The sequence below is a fragment of the Flavobacterium sp. genome (assembly GCF_043722275.1).
In the GTDB taxonomy this organism is placed as follows: domain Bacteria; phylum Bacteroidota; class Bacteroidia; order Flavobacteriales; family Flavobacteriaceae; genus Flavobacterium.
This window is the reverse complement of sequence record NZ_JAYSPC010000137.1, coordinates 1-18,374: the sequence shown is the minus strand read 5'-3', so window position 1 is coordinate 18,374 and position 18,374 is coordinate 1. Positions and strand designations below refer to the sequence as shown.

The window sequence follows — 18,374 nt, the reverse complement described above, 5'->3', positions numbered from 1 at the left end:
AATTGGAAAATTTACCTTAAAGCAAATTCTATAGAAAGATATGCAGATGATTTAAGTAAACCTTTTGCAGATGCCTCCTTTGAGTATACCAAAGTCCTTTCTGGTCAAGCTGTTCAAAAATCACGTGGTGAAAAAATGGCCAATGTCCTTGATAATTACTTAGGCGAGGCGTTGGGTGAATTGTATGTAAAGAAATACTTTTCAGAAGATGCAAAAAAACGTATGTTGGTCCTGGTGAATAATCTGCAAAAAGCTTATGGTAAAAGAATTGATAAATTGGAATGGATGAGTCAAAGTACCAAACAAAAAGCTAAAGAAAAATTATCTGCCATGACCAAGAAAATAGGATATCCGGATAAATGGAGAGACTATAGCGATGTAAATATAGGGAGGGGCACCTATTTTGAGAATATGGTTTCGGCCGCTACAGCTGCATATCAATTTCAATTGGAAAAATTGGGCAAACCAGTCGATAAATCAGAATGGTTTACTACACCTCCAACAGTTACAGCATATAATAACCCTACTGCAAATGAAATTGTTTTTCCTGCAGGTATTTTACAACCTCCATATTTTGATAATAATGCAGATGATGCCCTTAACTATGGAGGTATTGGAATGGTTATAGGTCACGAAATAACCCATACTTTTGATGATCAGGGTGCTCAATATGACAAGGATGGCAACTTAAAAAACTGGTGGACAAAAGATGATTATACAAAGTTTAAGTCAAGAATACAGCAGGTTATCAATTTATACAGTACCTATACCGTTCTAGGAGATCTACACATTAACGGTGAAATGACAGTAGGCGAAAATACGGCGGATATTGCAGGAATAGCAGTTGCCTATGATGCTTTTAAAATGACCACGGAAGGACAAAGCAATACAAAAATTGACGGTTTTACTCCAGACCAGCGCTTTTTTATTTCTATAGCCAAAATATGGAGAGTAAAAATGAAAGACGAGTTTCTGCGTTTGTGGATTAACAATAATCCACATTCTCCACCAAATTGGCGTGTTAACGGTCCTCTAATGAACACTACGCCTTTTTACGAAGCATTTAATGTACAACCCGGAGATAAAATGTTTTTGCCCAAGAAAGACAGAATAACAATTTGGTAGTACTGCGACAAAAATCAATTGATTTTTGCAAAGACGAACATTGGCATTATGCAATGGCAGAATTAATTTTACAAAATATCGGGGTTAGAACGAGCATCGTAAACTAAACGGCACTTGTCAACAAAAAAGTGGAAGAAAGTTGAGGGTGTAAATACACATTTAGATCCCTAACTCTCCAAAGAATTCTAATAAAAAACTGCGTATGGTCTCCTTGATCTTGCGCAGTTTTTTTGTGTTCTTGAAATTGTAAAACTGATAAAGTGTCCCGACTTTTTTACTTTTTAGCGCAAAAAAAGCATAATTATTGCATAGAAAATATTATGTACATATGCTTTTTTTGTAAGTTTTTAATGTACTTTAAAAACTTAATTTTGCTATTTAATTTTTTAATTTTCAATGTCTTACGTGTGATTTTTTTTTATCCATAAATTGAATCCTTAAAAACTACAGAAAAAAATGTGGAAAACCGTATGATTATAATCTATTAGTAGTTTAGATTTGCGTGTAATTAAATTGCCAAAAACTAAACATGCTTATGAAAAAATCTATTTATTAACTCTTATTCTTCCTCTATTTACCTACTCACAAATTATCTTTGGAAAAAATGATACGTAGAAACCCGTGCGGATTATCTTTTGAATTGAAACCCGTGATAGAAGGTTATTTGAGGGCAGGAACATCAAACTCAAGCGCGTCAAAAGATAAAAACGGAAGCATTGGCAGTAATGACTTTTGGTTGGTAAACTAAAAGACAAAGCAAAAGTGAGAAGGTTAAATCCAGTATTGAGGTGATCCCAAATCCTGCAAACCTAAATTGTCATGATACAAGTAGATGTTGTGTTTTTAAGACTATAGGATTCAGTATAAAAATAGTGATATATCTATAAAATATTTAGCGAATCAATATCAATAATAACAATCAAATTTAATTACCCCAATGGGTTAAATATTAGCATTAAATGAAATATACTTATAGACTAATTATAATACTTCTTTTGACTTTAAGCAAAAGTTGGAGCCAAAATGAAGCCACAAGTTTACTACCCAATATTGTTCCTCCTTCGCCATCCGCATATTCGTTAGGTAATTATGGCAATATCCCAGTTGGCTTAGTTAACGGAACCTCCAATATTAATATTCCATTGTTAAGCTTTGCGACAGTAAATTTATCTATGCCTTTAAATTTATTTTACGGCTCAAATGGAATCAAAGTTGATGATATTTCCTCAAGTGTGGGTTTGGGATGGAATATGAATGCAGGAGGTGTTATTACCAGAAGTGCAAATGATGTTGCAGATGAAAAAAATGATATTTCCCCAAGTAATATACCGGATGATACAAATTTAGACGACGGAATACTTACACCAACTGATATTGACTATTTTTATAACATTGGAAATAATGAAAAAGCAGATTCAGAAACGGATATTTTTTCTTTTAATTTTAATTCGATATCAGGTAAGTTTGTTTTGGATAAAAATCAAAACCCTGTTTTAATAGAGAATCAAAATGTTAAGATCGATAAAATTACTGATCCTGGGGAATTACCTTCATAGTTACAACAAACGATGGAGTGAAATATTATTTTACTGAAACAGAGACTACCATGTTCAGGGCACAGAATGCCGGTTTTTCGCAGCCTCAAATTTATACCACCTCATGGTATTTAACCCTTGTGAAACATCCATTGGGTGATGAAATTTATCTGGAATATGAAAATAACGATTATAGTTTTATTGCATCAGAATCGCAGGCATTAATTGTGTCCAATCCTTATACTCAAGAAACTTGTATAGAAAGTGGAGGTACATATCAGTACGGTCCGGTACTAACGAGTATAACTTCACATAATATGTCTATAAACGGTAAGCATATAAAGAAAATATCGTCAAATAACACAATAAATGGTGTATTGAATTTTTTATATTACGCTGATAACGATCCGGAAGTTTCGGTTGGGGGAAATAAAAAAATTAAAGAAGTGCAATTGGTTGACAATGCTTCTGAAATCATTGAAAAGGTCAATTTTAATTACACTGTATATGATAATAAACGCACTTTTTTAAATGAGATCGTTTTTAAAGATATATCCAAAAGATATAGTTTTGAGTATATCTCTCCAAATCAATTGCCACTCAGATTATCTAAAAGTCAAGATCATTGGGGATATTACAATGGAAAAAGCAATTATAGTTTAGTACCCCAAGTTCCAAATTTTCCTGACATACAGTTTACTAAAGCAAATAGAGAGGCAGATGCAGGATTTACTAAAATTGGAATGCTTAAAAAAATATGCTATCCAACGAAAGGCTGTTCTGAATTTGAATATGAAGCCAATACATTTTTAGGTCAGAAAACAATTACTCCAACTGCTATTACAGGAAACTTAATTGTTTATATAGGTCCCACTACCACAGCATCAGATGCTGTTAAGGTGAGTGAGGAAACAATATACCTGCCTTTTAGCCAACTGGTAGCGATTGGGGCTTATGGTGAATTTAATCTTGATGCTTGCAATGCAAATTTGAATACAGATCACTCACAGGCCTCTTTAATTGTTACATGCATTGAAACAAATACTCTGATGAATTTATTAGTGAAAACACAATCTGGAAGTTTATATTCTTACGGAACCTCTGTGATATTAAAAGAAAATATTGCATATTCTCAGTTTTATTTTGATGGTCAGGAAGACAAACATTATAAAATTAATTTAAAGGCAAGTACAAGGTGTAGCACTGGTGGTGCTAATTTCTCTTACTATAATACCCGACCTACGGTTGTTTTTGATAATATAGTTACGGGTGGAATCAGGGTGAAATCCGTTAAAGATATTAATGAAAATAGTAATACTAATTATAAGCGATTTTATTATTCTTCTCTATCCAGTTTAAATACATCCTCAGGGATTACCTCTGGAAATCCCTATTATATATCAAAAAGTGTAAAAAGAATTCCATGTCACGGTACCGGTGAAACTGGCACTGTCTGCATGCACGTTGACGTAAATAATTTGGTCGTGTCTTCAAGCAGCATTTTATCACTTTATGACAAGGGAGCCAATGTTTTCTATAAAAATGTGACCATTAGCTATGGGAACGATGCATTTTTGAATGGAGGAGAGACCCATCAATTCATTATAAATTCTGATTTGCCAGGTGAGGTCCTGTCAGGATCAGATTTTAATCATTCATCGAAAACAAATTCCGGATGGGATAATGGATTAGAACGTAAAGTAATTTATTTTAAAAGAAAGAATAATACAGATGATGATTTTTTATCCCTCAAAGAAAGTATCAATTATTATGTTTTGGATACCAGAATTAATAAGGAGGTTTACAGCTATCCGGTAAGAAAGAATTTTCAGTTGGATTGTTTTTCTTCTGGGAAACCTGATAGTATAGAAAATTTAGATATTATGCGAAGTGTAATTTCTTCTCATTGGAATTACCTCTCATCAAATGAAACTAAAGAGTATTTCTACGACTCTAATAATATTCTTAAAGATTCATTAATAAATAGAGCAAAATATATTTATGATAATCCCAATCATGCACAATTAAGCAGAAAACAAAGCATTAATAGTAAAAACGAAACTTTAGAAACCAAATATTTGTATCCTCCTGATTTAATATGAGAACCATGGATGTCTGAATTAGCCTCTTCAAATAGAATATCAAATCCTGTTATTACAGAAAACTATTATCAAGGCTCTGTAATTTCTAAAAGTAAAACAGTTTTTGCTAAAGATGTCTCCACGAGTAATTTATTGCTTCAAAAAGAGGTGTATTCAGCAAAATTCCCAAATGATCTGCCAAATATCGCCAATGTTGGCAGTTTAGAAAGAAAAATCACCTTCAATAAGTATGATGAAGTGGGTAATATTTTACAATACACCTTAGAAAGTGGAATTCCGGTTGCCATTATTTGGGGATACAATAACACAAAGCCAATTGCCAAAGTAGAGAATGCAACTTATGATCGGGCACTTTTGGGATATAACAGTAACCAGGATACATTTAGAAACAGTTTTTCGGACGCAATGATTACAACTTACAGTTATAAACCATTAGTGGGAATAAGTACTGTTACGAACCCAAAAGGATATACAACCACTTACACTTATGATAACTTTAACAGGTTGCAATTTGTAAAAGACAATGAGGGTAGAATTCTTTCTGAAAACGAGTATCATTATAAAAACTAATCCTTAAAATGAAAAAAATACTACTTATTTTTTTCTTCAATTGTGTGTTTTTTTTAGGATATGCAGGAGAAAAAATTAAATGCGGAAATAATTGTAATACCTATGGGTAAACCCGGAGATCCTAGTAGTGTTTCAGATTAGGTGTTTTTATAAAATAATGGCGTAACTAACTGAAAAAGAATCTGAAAATTTTAATTATTGAATAGAAAAAGAGACGACCAATAGGTCGTCTCTTTTTTTTTTGTCTTTTAATAAGCCTTAAAATGCTTTTGTCTTATAGAGTTTCAAATTAGGTCATGAAAATAAAATGTAATTTTTGCAATGGTAAATACATGAAAAGTGGATTTCAATCTAACGGAAATCAGCGTTATAAATGTTGTGTTTGTCAAAAAGACAACAGATTGACTATAGGTATAATGCTTACAAAAGGGATATCAATCAGGGGATAGTGTTGTTCATAAAAGAAGGTTTGGGGATAAGAAGCACAGCAAGAATATTAAAAATATCCACAACATTATTGAAAAGAATTGTTTCAATTGCCGGAAGTATTATCAAACCCATTATCAGCAAAGGCAAAACTTATGAAGTCGATGAGCTGTGCACTTATATCAGACAAAAGAAAAATTATATTTGGCTGGTTTATGCATTGGAAAGGAATTCTAAAACAATTGTGAGTTTTAATGTTGGGAAACGAACCAATAAAACGCTGAACCGTGTTCTGGAAACTTTAAAATTATCTGACGCTAAAAAAATATTTACGGACAGATTAAAAAACTACAGATATTTGATTAGTGAGAAATTGCATTCTGTAAAACGATTTGGCACCAATCATGTTGAAAGAAAAAATTTGACTTTAAGAACTCATATAAAAAGATTAAATCGTCGAACAATTTGTTTTAGTAAAAGTTTAGTTGTTTTTACAGCTGTTTTAAAGATTTATTTTTGGATTTGAGTAATAAAACAGTAAGTTTATCCTTTAAAATCATGTTCCTAAAAATTTTGTATTTAACAGGTAAAAACTTCTAAAAATAACGCAAATCATTATAATTATAAGTACAATGGCAAGGAGCTCCAAGACGAGAGTATTGGCGGGATTCAGCTGAATTTGTATGACTACGGTGCGAGAAATTATGATCCTGCTCTTGGTCGTTGGATGAATGTCGACCCATTGGCTGAAAATTCCCGCAGGTTTAGTCCATATACTTATGCACTTGATAATCCAATCTTTTTTATTGATCCAGATGGTAGAACAGCTCGTGCGGGACAATCTGGAACGTATTACGATTGGGATGATGGTGGATATAGGACTCAAAGTGGTGCTACAGCTAGATTTGATGAAGCATTAGCTAGTCATACTGATGATAATGGATATGATGAAAAAGGGAATCACGTAAATAATAGAGGAGGCGATACGACCGATTATTTATATGGAAAAGATGGAAAGGTAATATCTTCAACTTCTGTAAAGTTTAAAAGCATTTCGCAAGGAGAATTTGGAAGTAATGGAGGAAAATTAAGAGGTTATGGTTTTAAGGGCTGGAAAATGGCTACTGGGAATTCACAATCAATGGAACTTACTTCTCCTTTCTTTTCGTGGGGTTGGGCTTTTAAAGGTATAGGCGCAGTCTGGAGTGTTGCATTTGGGACAACAGCTAGAACAGCAGAAGCATCGGGCTCTGTATATTCAGTTGCATTCGAAACATCATTATCTAGTGACTTATTTCCAGGTGGAAGTTATTATGGACACTTTAAAGCGGCTAACACTGCTCTGAATACAGCTATTGAAACAGATGCTTCATTAGCTTCCTCTATGTACGAGTTATGGATTACCGTTCCAAAATCATCCGCTGGAAGTATTTTAGGTAAGTCCCCAACGAATTGGGTGTGGCACCATGCTATAGAGCCAGGAGTTATGCAATTAGTGCCAAAAGTGCAAATACAACAGGATCAATCTTTTGGAATACCTTGCACCCAGGTGGAGTTGGCCGAATGTCAATATGGAACAAATTATAAATAAATATAGATATGAAATTAATTGAACTGGTAAAACATTTAAAAAGTGTAAAAGAATCTGAGGAGTTTACAAGTACACAATTGTCAGATATCGAATATGATCTTATTGATATGTATATGATCGAAAAGGTCGACCTAGATTCAGATATTGTTTTTTTCGATGCTGAAAAGATACCTAATAAACTTATTCTAGAAATTGAAGGGGTAACTTATGAAAACCTTTTTCCATTGAATATGGCGCAAGATATGGTCGACGAATTTGTTAGTGGCAATGCAAGTGCAAGTGATCTCGAAATTGCTGAATTTCTAATAAATTATAGAGAAAAAGATGCTTAAGGTAATTATATAAATTTATCGGTAGTGCATACGCTCTAATATAAAATGAAGACAAACTATGGGTGTATTTTTACACCCATAGTTTTTTGAGTAATGTTGAAGTAGGTTTTTTTATAATAAAAATATGTCTGTAGAAGAAAAAAATAAAATTGATATTATTACAACCAACAAGGAAGGAATATTAGTATTAACTATTTCAGATCATTTAGAATGGGGTAGTGATAATGAGCACTTAGTTATTCTACAGGAGAAAATAAATAGTTATTTACATTTCATAGAAAGCGGACAGATAGCTGAAAGTTACCCTGATGTAGTTGGTGAGAAAATCATGATACAAATTGTTTTTAAATATCAGCCTAACAAAATAGCTGAAGAGTTTTTAGCGATTATCAAAAGCTTTATAAATGAAAAAAGTTATGCTTTTAATTTTTATAAACTTGAAAGTAACTGGAATTAGATTCTTGTACATTATTTAAAAGATAAAAGAATAATGAATAGGCAAAAGTTTTTTAATATATAAAGAGTAACATTGATAAAAACGATTATCATCTTACTTTAGTAACTGGAGGTCAGTATCCTGAATTTTCCTACTCAATTGGTTTGTCAGAAAAACTCAACTATGAGTTAATTATTGTGGGAGGATTTATTTCTGTAAAAGATAACGAAGAAATTTTTAGATATATTTACAATCAATTGAAATCTGGACAAAAAGTTGAATCTAAATTTTCTCTATCAGAAAATAATGATTTTTATCTAGGAAAGGTTGATTCTTCTTGAAGAAAAACCTTTAACTGTATGGGATATGAAAGATACTAATGGTGATGGTAAATTAAACGATAAGGATGGCAGAACCGTACGATCAGGACTTATTGGACAAATGACTAGTAAAAGATCTGGTTCTGAAAAAAATTATGAAGGAGGGTACTATAGTTCAATTGGAGAACAAAGTGACGGAAATGAAAGAGATTATAAGGATCTTTTTAAATACGCAAGTGATAATACACATGCGGAATTTGGTTTGACTTTCTTTAGTAATAGAGGTAAGAATTATATTCAATTATCTACTTTTGGAGATATAGGTGAAACACCTTCTCCTTATAGTTTGGGGATAAAGGATCCAAATAAAAATGTTTCAAGACATTATCATAGCCATCCAGACATTAATAAAGGTATGGAATCAGAAAATTACAGTATGGGTGCAGATTACGAGCATACAAAAACTGATACTAGAACTTATAATAATTATATTTATTTCCCAGGTACCTCAAGATTATATAAATTAACTCTTGGAGGTACAGAATACATAAAACAAATTAATTCATCTAAAGACCTTAATTAATAATGATAAAAATAAAATATTTAATATGTGGATTTGTTTTTTCTTTCATGCTAATCGGTTGTAAAAAGCATGAATTGGATAGTCAACTAGAAAAATCGATTTTGGAATATCAGAAAAAAGTTCCAATTCCAATTTTGAAAGAAAAAAACAACTATTCAGAAAAATTTCGTTTTATTTATATTGTAAATTTTTCTCTTAAAGATAAAGACACTATAATCCATATTGTTAGAAGACCTTCTGGAATTCATAAGGGGACAAAATATTATGGTCTATATGAAATTGATAAGTTTACACCTGTAGTTATAGATGATGAAAATAATTTAGGAAAAAACTTTATTAAAAGTAAGATAAGAAATAGCTCATTAAAGAGGTTCGAGTTAGCAGAGAATCAACTTCATTTTACGGATTATCCACCAGTTTTTTCATATTTAATTAAGAATGGGGAGATGAGTTTAAAATCGATAGATACTGTTAGTAATAATTGGATTCAATAAACTAAATTCGATAACTAAAAGGGTATTGTTTCAATGTTAGTAATGTGAAATTTTAGATTTCTAACGTATTGATATAGAGTAAAAATCCTCAAAAAATAATTTAAGATGAGCAGTAATGCTCATCTTTTTGTTTTTAATATTGCCTAAAATGAACTAACCCCAAGCGCAGAGGGAGCGAAAGCATCTGAGACTGGAACAATGGGAAGAAACACCAAATTAAGTGCTTCAAATTCTGGAACATTAGCTTTAAGCATAAAAGTTCCTACTCCCGATGGAGCAAGCGCTAAAGTTGGAGTAAGTGCTAATTTATACAACGCAGGAAAAGGTGTTATGAAAATGGTAGAAGGGGGAATTAGTTATTTAAGTGATTATATGTCAAATGTTTTCAGCATGCAATAAAATAGAAAAAATATGAAAAAAATTATTGAAAAATATTCGGAAAAACAACATGACCTATTTAAGAAAATATTTTTTACATTCTTATTTGGTTATTTACCTTTTGCAGTTCTACATATTATTTTAAACATTACAGGAATAATACCTGTTAATTTTAATAATGCAGAAATCTATGGAGCAAAAGGTGTTTTAATTATCATTTTATTTACACCATTCCTTGTTCTAATGATGTCATTCTTTGTTTGGCTGTATTTTATTTTTGGTAATTTTGTTTTAAGAATAGTAAAAAAAATGTTTTATGAATAAAATATTTATTGGATTTGTAATCCTCTTTAACTTGTTTAATAATAGCGTGTATTCTCAAGAAAATATAAAAACGGAGTTTTATACTCTGAAAGTACCTGAAAAAACATCAGTAAAAACTTTTGATTCAACTCATGAAGAATTAGCAAATATTGGGGTTTATAGTGCAGTGCGCAAGCGGTAGCACTATAATGATTTGTTATGTAACATAGCTTGGGTGTGGTTTTATACTAAAGGTCTTGAAAACCCGCTGGCGGAGAAATATAGAAGATGGTCACCATATAATTATTGTATTGATAATCCAATGAGGTTTATTGACCTCAAATTACAAAAATTGATAATTTTAGAAATGATGGAGGTTATTTAACTTTTATCAACGGTAACAAGTAGGGCAAAAAACTGATTTACAAACAGTAAAAATGATGTCTCAAATAAGAACGGGACTAACAAGATAAAAAATTATGAAAAGTATATCTATTTATTTAAGTGTGTGTTTAACTTTTTTAGTTATTTCATGTCAGGAAAAAAAGGAATCTACAGTTATTAAACCTTCGGTAGTTAAAGACCATGATGAAATACCAAACCATGAAAAAACTGAGAATAAAAAAATGACTGATAGTTTGCTAAATCTTGCAATTAGCAAAGGAAATGAGATGGCATATAATTCAGTAGCGCAAGATTTTATTATAAATGAAAACTACAAACAATTGTTGTATTATTCATTGATTATGGCAAATAAATATAATAATTCCCAAGCTCATTTTGATATTTATGTTATACTTGTGGAGTCATCTGCAAATAAATCTTTGGAAGATTTAGACAAAAAAACAAAAAACTTAGCAACGTATCATTTGATAAAATCAGGTGAATTAGGTTATAAAAGTGCTAAATACGAAATTGATGAAATTTTTGGAAAAGATAAAAAAATACAAAATTCAGATTATTATTTGATTGAGTATTCAAAGTAAATAAAAATTAAGTGTAATGTACCAAATGTATTGTTGGATAATTATTCGATCTAACATTTGCAGATAATCAATGATTTAGGTAATGTATCAGATGTGTTGGTGGTTAATTATTCCATCTAACATTTGCAGATAATCAATGATTTATAGTAATATCGCAAAGAAATTAAAACAACCTTCGGGTTGTTTTTTTGCTTTATAACGTCTTAAATCGAAAAAAATGGCTTCAAACCAGACTTGGTGTTGCAGATGTGTTGGTGAAATTAGAAACATGATAAAATACATTGATATTTTTATAATGGAATATTGCCGAGACTTTCTGGAAAACAGCATCTGATTATCAAGTTATACGTTCCTATGGATATCAATACGATGATCTTAATAGGTTAAATAATGCCATTTATAGAAAACCCGGCGAGTCTATTCCTGTATCAGGAGCCTATAACGAAAGTTTAAGTTATGACAAGAATGGAAATATTAAATCCCTGCAGCGATACGTAGACAGTGATGCGCCATCTGTTGTTTTTAAAATAGATGATTTAGCCTATGGCTATTTAAATGAAAATTCAAATCAGTTAACAAAAGTTACCGATAGTCCCGCCGGAAATAACAGTAAAGGTTTTATTGACGGCAATAAAAATGGCGAAGATTATGGTTATGATGTTAATGGCAATATGACCAGCGACAAAAACAAAAATATCACCAACATACAATACAATCACCTCAATTTACCCAAGAAAATTACATTTGGTACCAATGGCACTATTGAGTATATTTACAACGCAGAAGGACAAAAACTAGAGAAAATTGTAAAGGAAGGAGCCACAACAACCAATACCAATTATTTGGGAGGTTTTCAGTACAAAGACAATTTATTGCAGTTTTTTCCAACGACCGAGGGTTATGTGAAAAATGATGCCGGAGTACTGTCGTATGTTTTTCAGTACAAAGATCACTTGGGGAACGTTCGCTTAAGTTACGCTAAGAACCCGGTAACACAAGTTCTTGAAATTATCGAAGAAAATAATTATTATCCTTTTGGATTAAAACACAAAGGATATAATGATAATGTGCCGACTAATAATAATTATAAGTTCAGCGGAAAAGAGCTCCAAGACGAGCTAGGTCTTAACATGTATGACTATGGAGCAAGAAACTATGACCCTGCACTTGGTAGATGGATGAATATTGACCCGCTGGCTGAATTATCAAGGCGCTGGTCTCCTTATAACTATGCCTACAATAATCCAAATTATTTTATTGACCCTGATGGAATGTTAGTTGATACTTCAAATATTAAAGAAGGGAAAGATGATGGTAGTTCAATGGGAAAATACTTAGAAGAACAAGCTGAGATTTCAAATGAAATTAATAAATCATTCAAAGCATATTTAGAATCTTTATCTAACGAAAGTGAGGAAGATGAGAGTGAAGATGAAGAGCCTGTTAGTTTATTTTCTTCAGGAAATAATCGTTTTGATGGTGTTGTAAAATCAAGAAAATATAAAAAGGGCGATAGAAGTTTTACTGTTTTTGGTCATGGTGCAGTTCAGTTCATGTTTGATGAGCTAGGAAGATTCACTGTACGAAATGCAGAAGATTTTGATAAAATGATGAGTGGCTTGAATGACCAATGGGATGAAGCCAAAGGTAAAAAGGGAACAACATTATCTCTTTGGACATGTGAGTCTGCAAGAATTGGAAAAAATGGCTTAAGTTTGGCTCAAATGATATCAGAAGCGTATCCTAATATTACAGTGATTGGTGCAGATGGATACGTAAATTATAGGGAAATAGATAAAAATACTGGACCTTGTGAATATAAGATTTCAGGCGTATCTAAAGTTATGTATTCGGGTAAGAATGACGGTGATTTAGTAGCATATAAAAATGGTGTTGAAGTTAGTGGAAAAAATTTTAGTTTAAAATAAATAAATTATGAAATCAAATATTATAATTGTTGTTATAATCATAGCACTAGTTTTTTCATGTAAAAAAAAGGAAGAGGCAAAAGTTAATTATACAGATGAAAACTCTGGGACTGTTTATAGGGAAAAATTATCTAATCAAAAATTAATGGATAGCTTAGAAAAACTTGTTTTGTATAGTGGAGATACGCTGGCATATAATCAATTAAAAGGGATTCACTATATGGGAGAACAAAAGTTAGCAGGACTTTTGTATTATTCATTAATTATGTCTAATAAGTATCACTATAAAAAAGCATCCTATGATGTATTTGATATTCTAACATATGATGAAAAAGCTGTAGATGAAAAAACTAAAAAAATGGCTAATGAATACTTGGATATGAGTAAGTAATACAGGGTATCGTAGGATTAGAAACACAGAAACATATCAGATGAGTAGTGTACGTGACCGCTCAGATATGTCAATAAAGTTACATTTGTAATCCGTGCTAAAAAGAGAATCAAAAAGCCATTCCATAACGGAGTGGCTTTTGCTTTTATAGTACTTTATGATGTACCAAACTGTTAAAATAGAATTCATATTAGCCTGCACCCGCAAGCTAAATCAATAAAAAAGCCACTTCATTACGGAGTGGCTTTTTGCTGTTTATGGAGTTGCTACATTTTTAGGGAATAGCCGTAAATGTACCTGTGGTGATATTGAATCTTTTTTCTACTATTTTAGTACCGTCACAGTAACCTAATGGAAAACCATTATCATTGGTTAAGTTACTAATATTGAATTCACCTTTTAAGGTTTTTCCATCAAAACTAGTGATTTTTATTGTTCCAGATGTTTCGTCTGTATCCCAAAGGCTTACCCCAATCGCTCGGATATGCTCAACTATAGCGCGGAAATTCTTTCCGGGCTGGCAAAGAGAATCGACAAAGATCAAACATAAAGAAACCTCGCCATACATTTAGCCTCATGACTAAAGTAAATTGGCAATAAACCTCTAAAGCCGAAACTTTAGAGGTTACATTATTTTTTCTAGCGAACTATTTAATCCTGCTCAGCAATGGTCGATTTGTTAAGCTTTATAACTCTGATTGTTTTATTTGTATTATCGGATAAAAACAAACGATCGTTTAGTTGTGCAATACCTACGATACTTCCAAAAGGATTTTGTCCCATTATATCAGAAACATTTACACTAGCCGAATAATTACGCGCCATAAAATCTGCTTTAGGATATAAACGAAGGTAATTTCCGCTTCCTGAGTTTTCAGCCGTTACAGCAAAATCTTTACTAAAATTAATTGCGGTAGGTTTGGCAATAAAAGTAGAGGAAACAGGTTTTATGGGTTCGGTAAGTGAAGTTGCAGCATTTGCCTTAATAGCGGCAATGTCATAATACAAATAGCTTTTTGCATCTCTTCCTGCCACAACAAGATTTCCGGCTTCGACATCCATGGAATAAATTTGATCAAAACCCTCTAATGTATTTAGTTTTGCTATAGGATTTAATTTCCAATCGCTGGTTTCTGTGATTTGCGAAGTTTCAAAAACCTTAATCGACGTTTCTTTTTCCTTAACGAAAACCAATCCGTCTTTTACGACAACATCAAAAACATGAACAAAAGTTTGCCACCATTGACCGTTTCCAATAGTACTAATTCCGGCATTTGTAATTTCATCAATCACAAAAAGCCTGGATTCACGACTTCCAATGTAAATTCTCCCGTTGTCAACAGCCACGGAAGTAATTTCGGTTAAAGGAATTGTAGTTGTTCCTTTTTTATATTCTGTTATTGTTTTTATATGAGCCAAAGTTACGGCATTGAAGATTTCAAGTACATTACCATTGGCAACATATAATTTTTCGTTTGCTATTGCAATTCCCTTAGGGTCTAAAGTTCCGGTTCCGTTTCCTATTTGAGCCGCCGTTATGGATGCTTCATCAGTTGGATAAAAATAATCGTAAGTTGTTGGTTCTTCACTCGCGGCATCTTTACTGCAATTGGTAAAAAGGCAAAGTAATAGTAATAAAAACGGTATTTTATTCATGATAGTTTTGTAGGTTAGTTCCATTTTCCTTCTCCTTTATATTTTAATAAAAATGGGTTTTTAGGATTGATTGTAAAAACAGGTTTTTTATAAGAACCGGTTAAATACGCTGTTTTTGTATATCCTTTTAATACATCGGGATCTGTAAATGGAAGATCGTTAAGACTAATCAGGTATTTGTAAAAATTGGTTAACATTTCCTGCTGACCGCCGCCTTCGCCGCTATTGGCTAAATTACTGCTATGGTTATATCCGCTGTGATGTGAATATTCGTGTGACCAAACCGACATTTCGCCTATCCAGTGTCCGGTTACATAACCTGATTCCCATTGCGATGCCAAAGGACCTCCGCCCCAGGCAGAATCTCCGCCAACCATTGCCATATTCAAAGTTCGGCTATCGATGTAAGTATTGTAAGCCTGCTCAATTTGGGCTTTTGTAAAATAATCATAAACGCCATCAACATCATCGGCATTTCCGTGCCAGTTTAATGCGCCATTTATAGCTGTTCCGGCAGTTGCTGCCTGTTCTTTTTTGTATCGGTCAAAATTCATGAAAGTGTCATAGTACAAAGGATGGCTTATGGCATAGGAAAAGTTGATAATCATCGTAATGGCTTCTTTTGCCAAAACAGGATTCATTGGTAAATATTTACCATATTCGTTTTTATGATATTGATCGCTGAACTGTACCAATCTCGCCGATTTTATTTTTTTGAATTTGGCAAACAAAGGATCATCAGATTCTACCGAAAATTCAATCGCTCCGGAAGAAAATCCGTCAATTTTATCAATGGTAACAGTTTTACCGTTTTCCAGCATATAATCATGTTTTTCTGCAACCAGAGGAATCTGGTGAAAAGAACGATGAAAAGCAGGAACTTTTGAAAACTCAAACATTAAGAATCGCTTGTCGTAGTTGGCGAGTTTTGCATAGACTTTTACATTGCTCAATCCAACTGGCGAATAAAGAGAAACTTGTACGGAATCTTTTCCTTTCTGGATGATCTGCATTGGTTGATTGACGCGAAACCAACGGTCTTTGTTATCATACATTTTTGAAGAACTTTCGTCGTCTTCAAACATCGTCATCGGACGGTTCTCTTTTGGTAAAGTAGTGGCATCAATATTCGCCAAATAATTAGCTTTGTAATTGTCGCCGTTTGAATCATCATCGCTGCAACCTATAAGTATAGTTGCAAATAATGCCAATGGCAAAAAATAAGAAATGGTTTTTCTCATAAGGTTTGTAGGTTAAAATTTGGGGTTTTAATTATAAAACGCAAAACTATCAATATCCTTAACTAAAACAAGAATATTGACAGAAAAACGTGTATTTAATTTGAAATAATAGTAGGTTTTTTTAGATTTTTCACACTGTTAATTAGTTATTTTTATTTTAAAACGAAGATAGCAAGGTATTTAAACACACACTTTTAAATTTAATTAAAAACATTTCGATTTTGTCCAAAAAAATGAAAGTTTACTATCTAAAGTTTCAGTACTTTCTAATAATCAAAACGTTTAAAAGCTTCGATTGCTTCATATTCTGCCAATCCTAAATCATCGTATAGAATTGCTGTATTTTTATTACGGTCTTCGGCTCTAACCCAGAATTCCCTTGAGTCATTTCCCTGAAACATTACCCTGTCTTTTTGGGACTGGTGGTATAAAATAGCATGACGTTTTAACAATACTTCTGATGGAGAAAGCGGAACTGCCATATCAATTTCGTGAATGTCCCATTCATGCCAGGCTCCTCTATACAACCATAACCAGCAATCGTCCATGTATTTTTCTGGTTTCAATTGCTTCATTGCTGCAAATATTGCGTTTAAACAAACCTCATGCGTTCCGTGTGGATCTGCAAGATCTCCGGCAGCAAATACCTGATGTGGTTTTATTTTAGCAATAATATCTTTTACAATGGCAATATCTTCAGGTCCTAACGGATTCTTTTTTACTTGTCCTGTTTCGTAAAACGGAAGATCTAAAAAGTGTGTATTTTCATCTTTTAAACCAATATATCTTGTTGCTGCATAAGATTCCCTTCTTCTGATAAGTCCTTTTAATTTTCGAACTTCCAGTGAATCGATCTGGTTTTCTGACTTATTATTCAAAAATTCAATTATCGATTTGAAGTTGATTGAACTTGCTGCATCACCAACAAAATCTTTGGCAACCTCAGCAAATTTCAATGCTTCGTCATCTGTAACGGCTATATTTCCGGAGGTTTGATATACAACGTGTACATCGTGACCTTGTTTTATCAATTTTGAAAAAGTTCCTCCCATAGAAATCACATCATCATCCGGATGTGGACTAAAAAGAATCACTCGTTTTTTTGCAGGATTGGCTCTTTCCGGACGGTGCGAATCATCGGTATTGGGTTTTCCTCCCGGCCATCCTGTGATGGTATGCTGCAATACGTTGAACATATTGATGTTCAAATCATAGGCAGAACCTTCCTGCGCCAAAAGATCAGACATTCCGTTGTTGTTGTAATCACGGTCTGTTAATTTTAATATCGATTGTTTTGTTTTTTGGCACAACCAAACAATTGCTTTGCTTTTTAATTCGTGATTCCAAATGCATTCCCCAACCAGCCAAGGCGTTTTGAAACGCGTTAATTCTGATGCTGCAGACTGATCCAATACGAAAGTTGCATTGGCATGATTTTGTAAAAATGTGGCCGGGACTTCTGAACTTATATCGCCCTGAATGGTTCTTTTGACAATATCGGCTTTGTTTTGTCCCCAAGCCATCAGTACAATTCTTTTAGACCTTAGAATTGTAGAAACTCCCATGGTAATCGCTCTTTTGGGAACGTTGTCTATACCATTAAAATCTGATGAAGCATCGACTCTTGTAATATGATCCAGTGTAATAATTCGGGTTCCGGAATTGATGTGCGATCCGGGTTCGTTGAAACCTACGTGACCTGTACGACCTATTCCTAATAGTTGAAAATCAAGTCCTCCGGCATTTTTAATATTCATTTCATAGTCAATACAATATTGATTTAATTCATCAATATGTATGGTTCCATCAGGAACATTAATATTTTCAGGGTTGATATCAATGTGGTTAAAAAGATGCTGGTGCATGAAATAATGATAGCTCTGATTGTTCTCTTTGGTCATTGGATAATATTCATCCAGATTGAAAGTGATTACGTTGCTAAAACTCAATCCTTCTTCTTTGTGCATTCTCACTAAT

20 protein-coding genes and 1 pseudogene are annotated in these 18,374 nt (G+C 32.8%); 17 read left to right on the top strand and 4 right to left on the bottom strand.

Going from position 1 to position 18,374, the window contains the following annotated elements:
* The 17 genes and pseudogenes from ACHZDT_RS16970 to ACHZDT_RS16890 all read left to right on the top strand — a co-directional run.
* On the top strand, nt 1-1,125 hold a 1,125-nt coding region (locus ACHZDT_RS16970), incomplete at its 5' end, for a M13 family metallopeptidase (protein ID WP_394775819.1).
* Between the two features lie 604 nt (nt 1,126-1,729).
* Nucleotides 1,730-1,873, top strand: coding sequence for a hypothetical protein (locus ACHZDT_RS16965; RefSeq protein ID WP_394775817.1), 144 nt, complete (start codon nt 1,730-1,732; stop codon nt 1,871-1,873).
* Between the two features lie 211 nt (nt 1,874-2,084).
* Nucleotides 2,085-2,681 (top strand): hypothetical protein, encoded by a 597-nt coding sequence (locus ACHZDT_RS16960; RefSeq protein ID WP_394775816.1) that lies wholly within the window; start codon nt 2,085-2,087, stop codon nt 2,679-2,681.
* Nucleotides 2,682-2,731: 50 nt separating this feature from the next.
* Complete coding sequence (locus ACHZDT_RS16955) at nt 2,732-4,762, top strand: hypothetical protein (RefSeq protein ID WP_394775815.1); 2,031 nt, start codon at nt 2,732-2,734, stop codon at nt 4,760-4,762.
* 9 nt (nt 4,763-4,771) lie between these two features.
* Nucleotides 4,772-5,332, top strand: a complete 561-nt coding sequence (locus ACHZDT_RS16950) for an RHS repeat domain-containing protein (RefSeq protein ID WP_394775813.1) — start codon at nt 4,772-4,774, stop codon at nt 5,330-5,332.
* A gap of 296 nt (nt 5,333-5,628) precedes the next feature.
* Nucleotides 5,629-6,284 (top strand): annotated as a pseudogene (locus ACHZDT_RS16945) (IS1 family transposase).
* A gap of 132 nt (nt 6,285-6,416) precedes the next feature.
* Nucleotides 6,417-7,349: an RHS repeat-associated core domain-containing protein gene (locus ACHZDT_RS16940; protein WP_394775820.1), complete on the top strand. Its 933-nt coding sequence runs from the start codon at nt 6,417-6,419 to the stop codon at nt 7,347-7,349.
* Between the two features lie 8 nt (nt 7,350-7,357).
* Nucleotides 7,358-7,681, top strand: coding sequence for a hypothetical protein (locus ACHZDT_RS16935; RefSeq protein ID WP_394775812.1), 324 nt, complete (start codon nt 7,358-7,360; stop codon nt 7,679-7,681).
* 124 nt (nt 7,682-7,805) lie between these two features.
* Complete coding sequence (locus tag ACHZDT_RS16930; RefSeq protein WP_394775811.1) at nt 7,806-8,138, top strand: DUF6572 domain-containing protein; 333 nt, start codon at nt 7,806-7,808, stop codon at nt 8,136-8,138.
* A gap of 345 nt (nt 8,139-8,483) precedes the next feature.
* On the top strand, nt 8,484-9,020 hold the full coding sequence (locus ACHZDT_RS16925) for a JAB-like toxin 1 domain-containing protein (RefSeq protein ID WP_394775810.1): 537 nt from the start codon (nt 8,484-8,486) through the stop codon (nt 9,018-9,020).
* Nucleotides 9,021-9,022: 2 nt separating this feature from the next.
* Nucleotides 9,023-9,514 (top strand): hypothetical protein, encoded by a 492-nt coding sequence (locus ACHZDT_RS16920; protein WP_394775809.1) that lies wholly within the window; start codon nt 9,023-9,025, stop codon nt 9,512-9,514.
* A 198-nt stretch (nt 9,515-9,712) separates the two neighbouring features.
* The gene (locus ACHZDT_RS16915) at nt 9,713-9,913 is read left to right on the top strand and encodes a hypothetical protein (protein WP_394775808.1); all 201 of its coding nucleotides are present in this window, start codon (nt 9,713-9,715) and stop codon (nt 9,911-9,913) included.
* Nucleotides 9,914-9,925: 12 nt separating this feature from the next.
* Nucleotides 9,926-10,216 (top strand): hypothetical protein, encoded by a 291-nt coding sequence (locus ACHZDT_RS16910; protein WP_394775807.1) that lies wholly within the window; start codon nt 9,926-9,928, stop codon nt 10,214-10,216.
* Nucleotides 10,209-10,397: a hypothetical protein gene (locus ACHZDT_RS16905; protein ID WP_394775805.1), complete on the top strand. Its 189-nt coding sequence runs from the start codon at nt 10,209-10,211 to the stop codon at nt 10,395-10,397. The genes ACHZDT_RS16910 and ACHZDT_RS16905 overlap by 8 nt, the downstream gene beginning before the upstream one ends.
* Nucleotides 10,398-10,674: 277 nt before the next feature.
* The gene (locus ACHZDT_RS16900; protein WP_394775804.1) at nt 10,675-11,181 is read left to right on the top strand and encodes a hypothetical protein; all 507 of its coding nucleotides are present in this window, start codon (nt 10,675-10,677) and stop codon (nt 11,179-11,181) included.
* Nucleotides 11,182-11,852: 671 nt separating this feature from the next.
* Nucleotides 11,853-13,109 (top strand): RHS repeat domain-containing protein, encoded by a 1,257-nt coding sequence (locus ACHZDT_RS16895; protein WP_394775803.1) that lies wholly within the window; start codon nt 11,853-11,855, stop codon nt 13,107-13,109.
* A gap of 7 nt (nt 13,110-13,116) precedes the next feature.
* On the top strand, nt 13,117-13,500 hold the full coding sequence (locus tag ACHZDT_RS16890; protein ID WP_253785216.1) for a hypothetical protein: 384 nt from the start codon (nt 13,117-13,119) through the stop codon (nt 13,498-13,500).
* Between the two features lie 274 nt (nt 13,501-13,774).
* Here ACHZDT_RS16890 and ACHZDT_RS16885 read toward each other — a convergent pair whose 3' ends face one another.
* The 4 genes from ACHZDT_RS16885 to ACHZDT_RS16870 all read right to left on the bottom strand — a co-directional run.
* On the bottom strand, nt 13,775-14,068 hold the full coding sequence (locus ACHZDT_RS16885) for a hypothetical protein (protein ID WP_394775802.1): 294 nt from the start codon (nt 14,066-14,068) through the stop codon (nt 13,775-13,777).
* Between the two features lie 83 nt (nt 14,069-14,151).
* Complete coding sequence (locus tag ACHZDT_RS16880; protein WP_394775801.1) at nt 14,152-15,180, bottom strand: hypothetical protein; 1,029 nt, start codon at nt 15,178-15,180, stop codon at nt 14,152-14,154.
* Nucleotides 15,171-16,397: a hypothetical protein gene (locus ACHZDT_RS16875; RefSeq protein ID WP_394775800.1), complete on the bottom strand. Its 1,227-nt coding sequence runs from the start codon at nt 16,395-16,397 to the stop codon at nt 15,171-15,173. Before ACHZDT_RS16875 ends, ACHZDT_RS16880 begins: the two co-directional genes overlap by 10 nt.
* Nucleotides 16,398-16,663: 266 nt before the next feature.
* The coding region (locus tag ACHZDT_RS16870; protein WP_394775799.1) for a glucosamine-6-phosphate deaminase at nt 16,664-18,374 on the bottom strand (1,711 nt) is incomplete at its 5' end.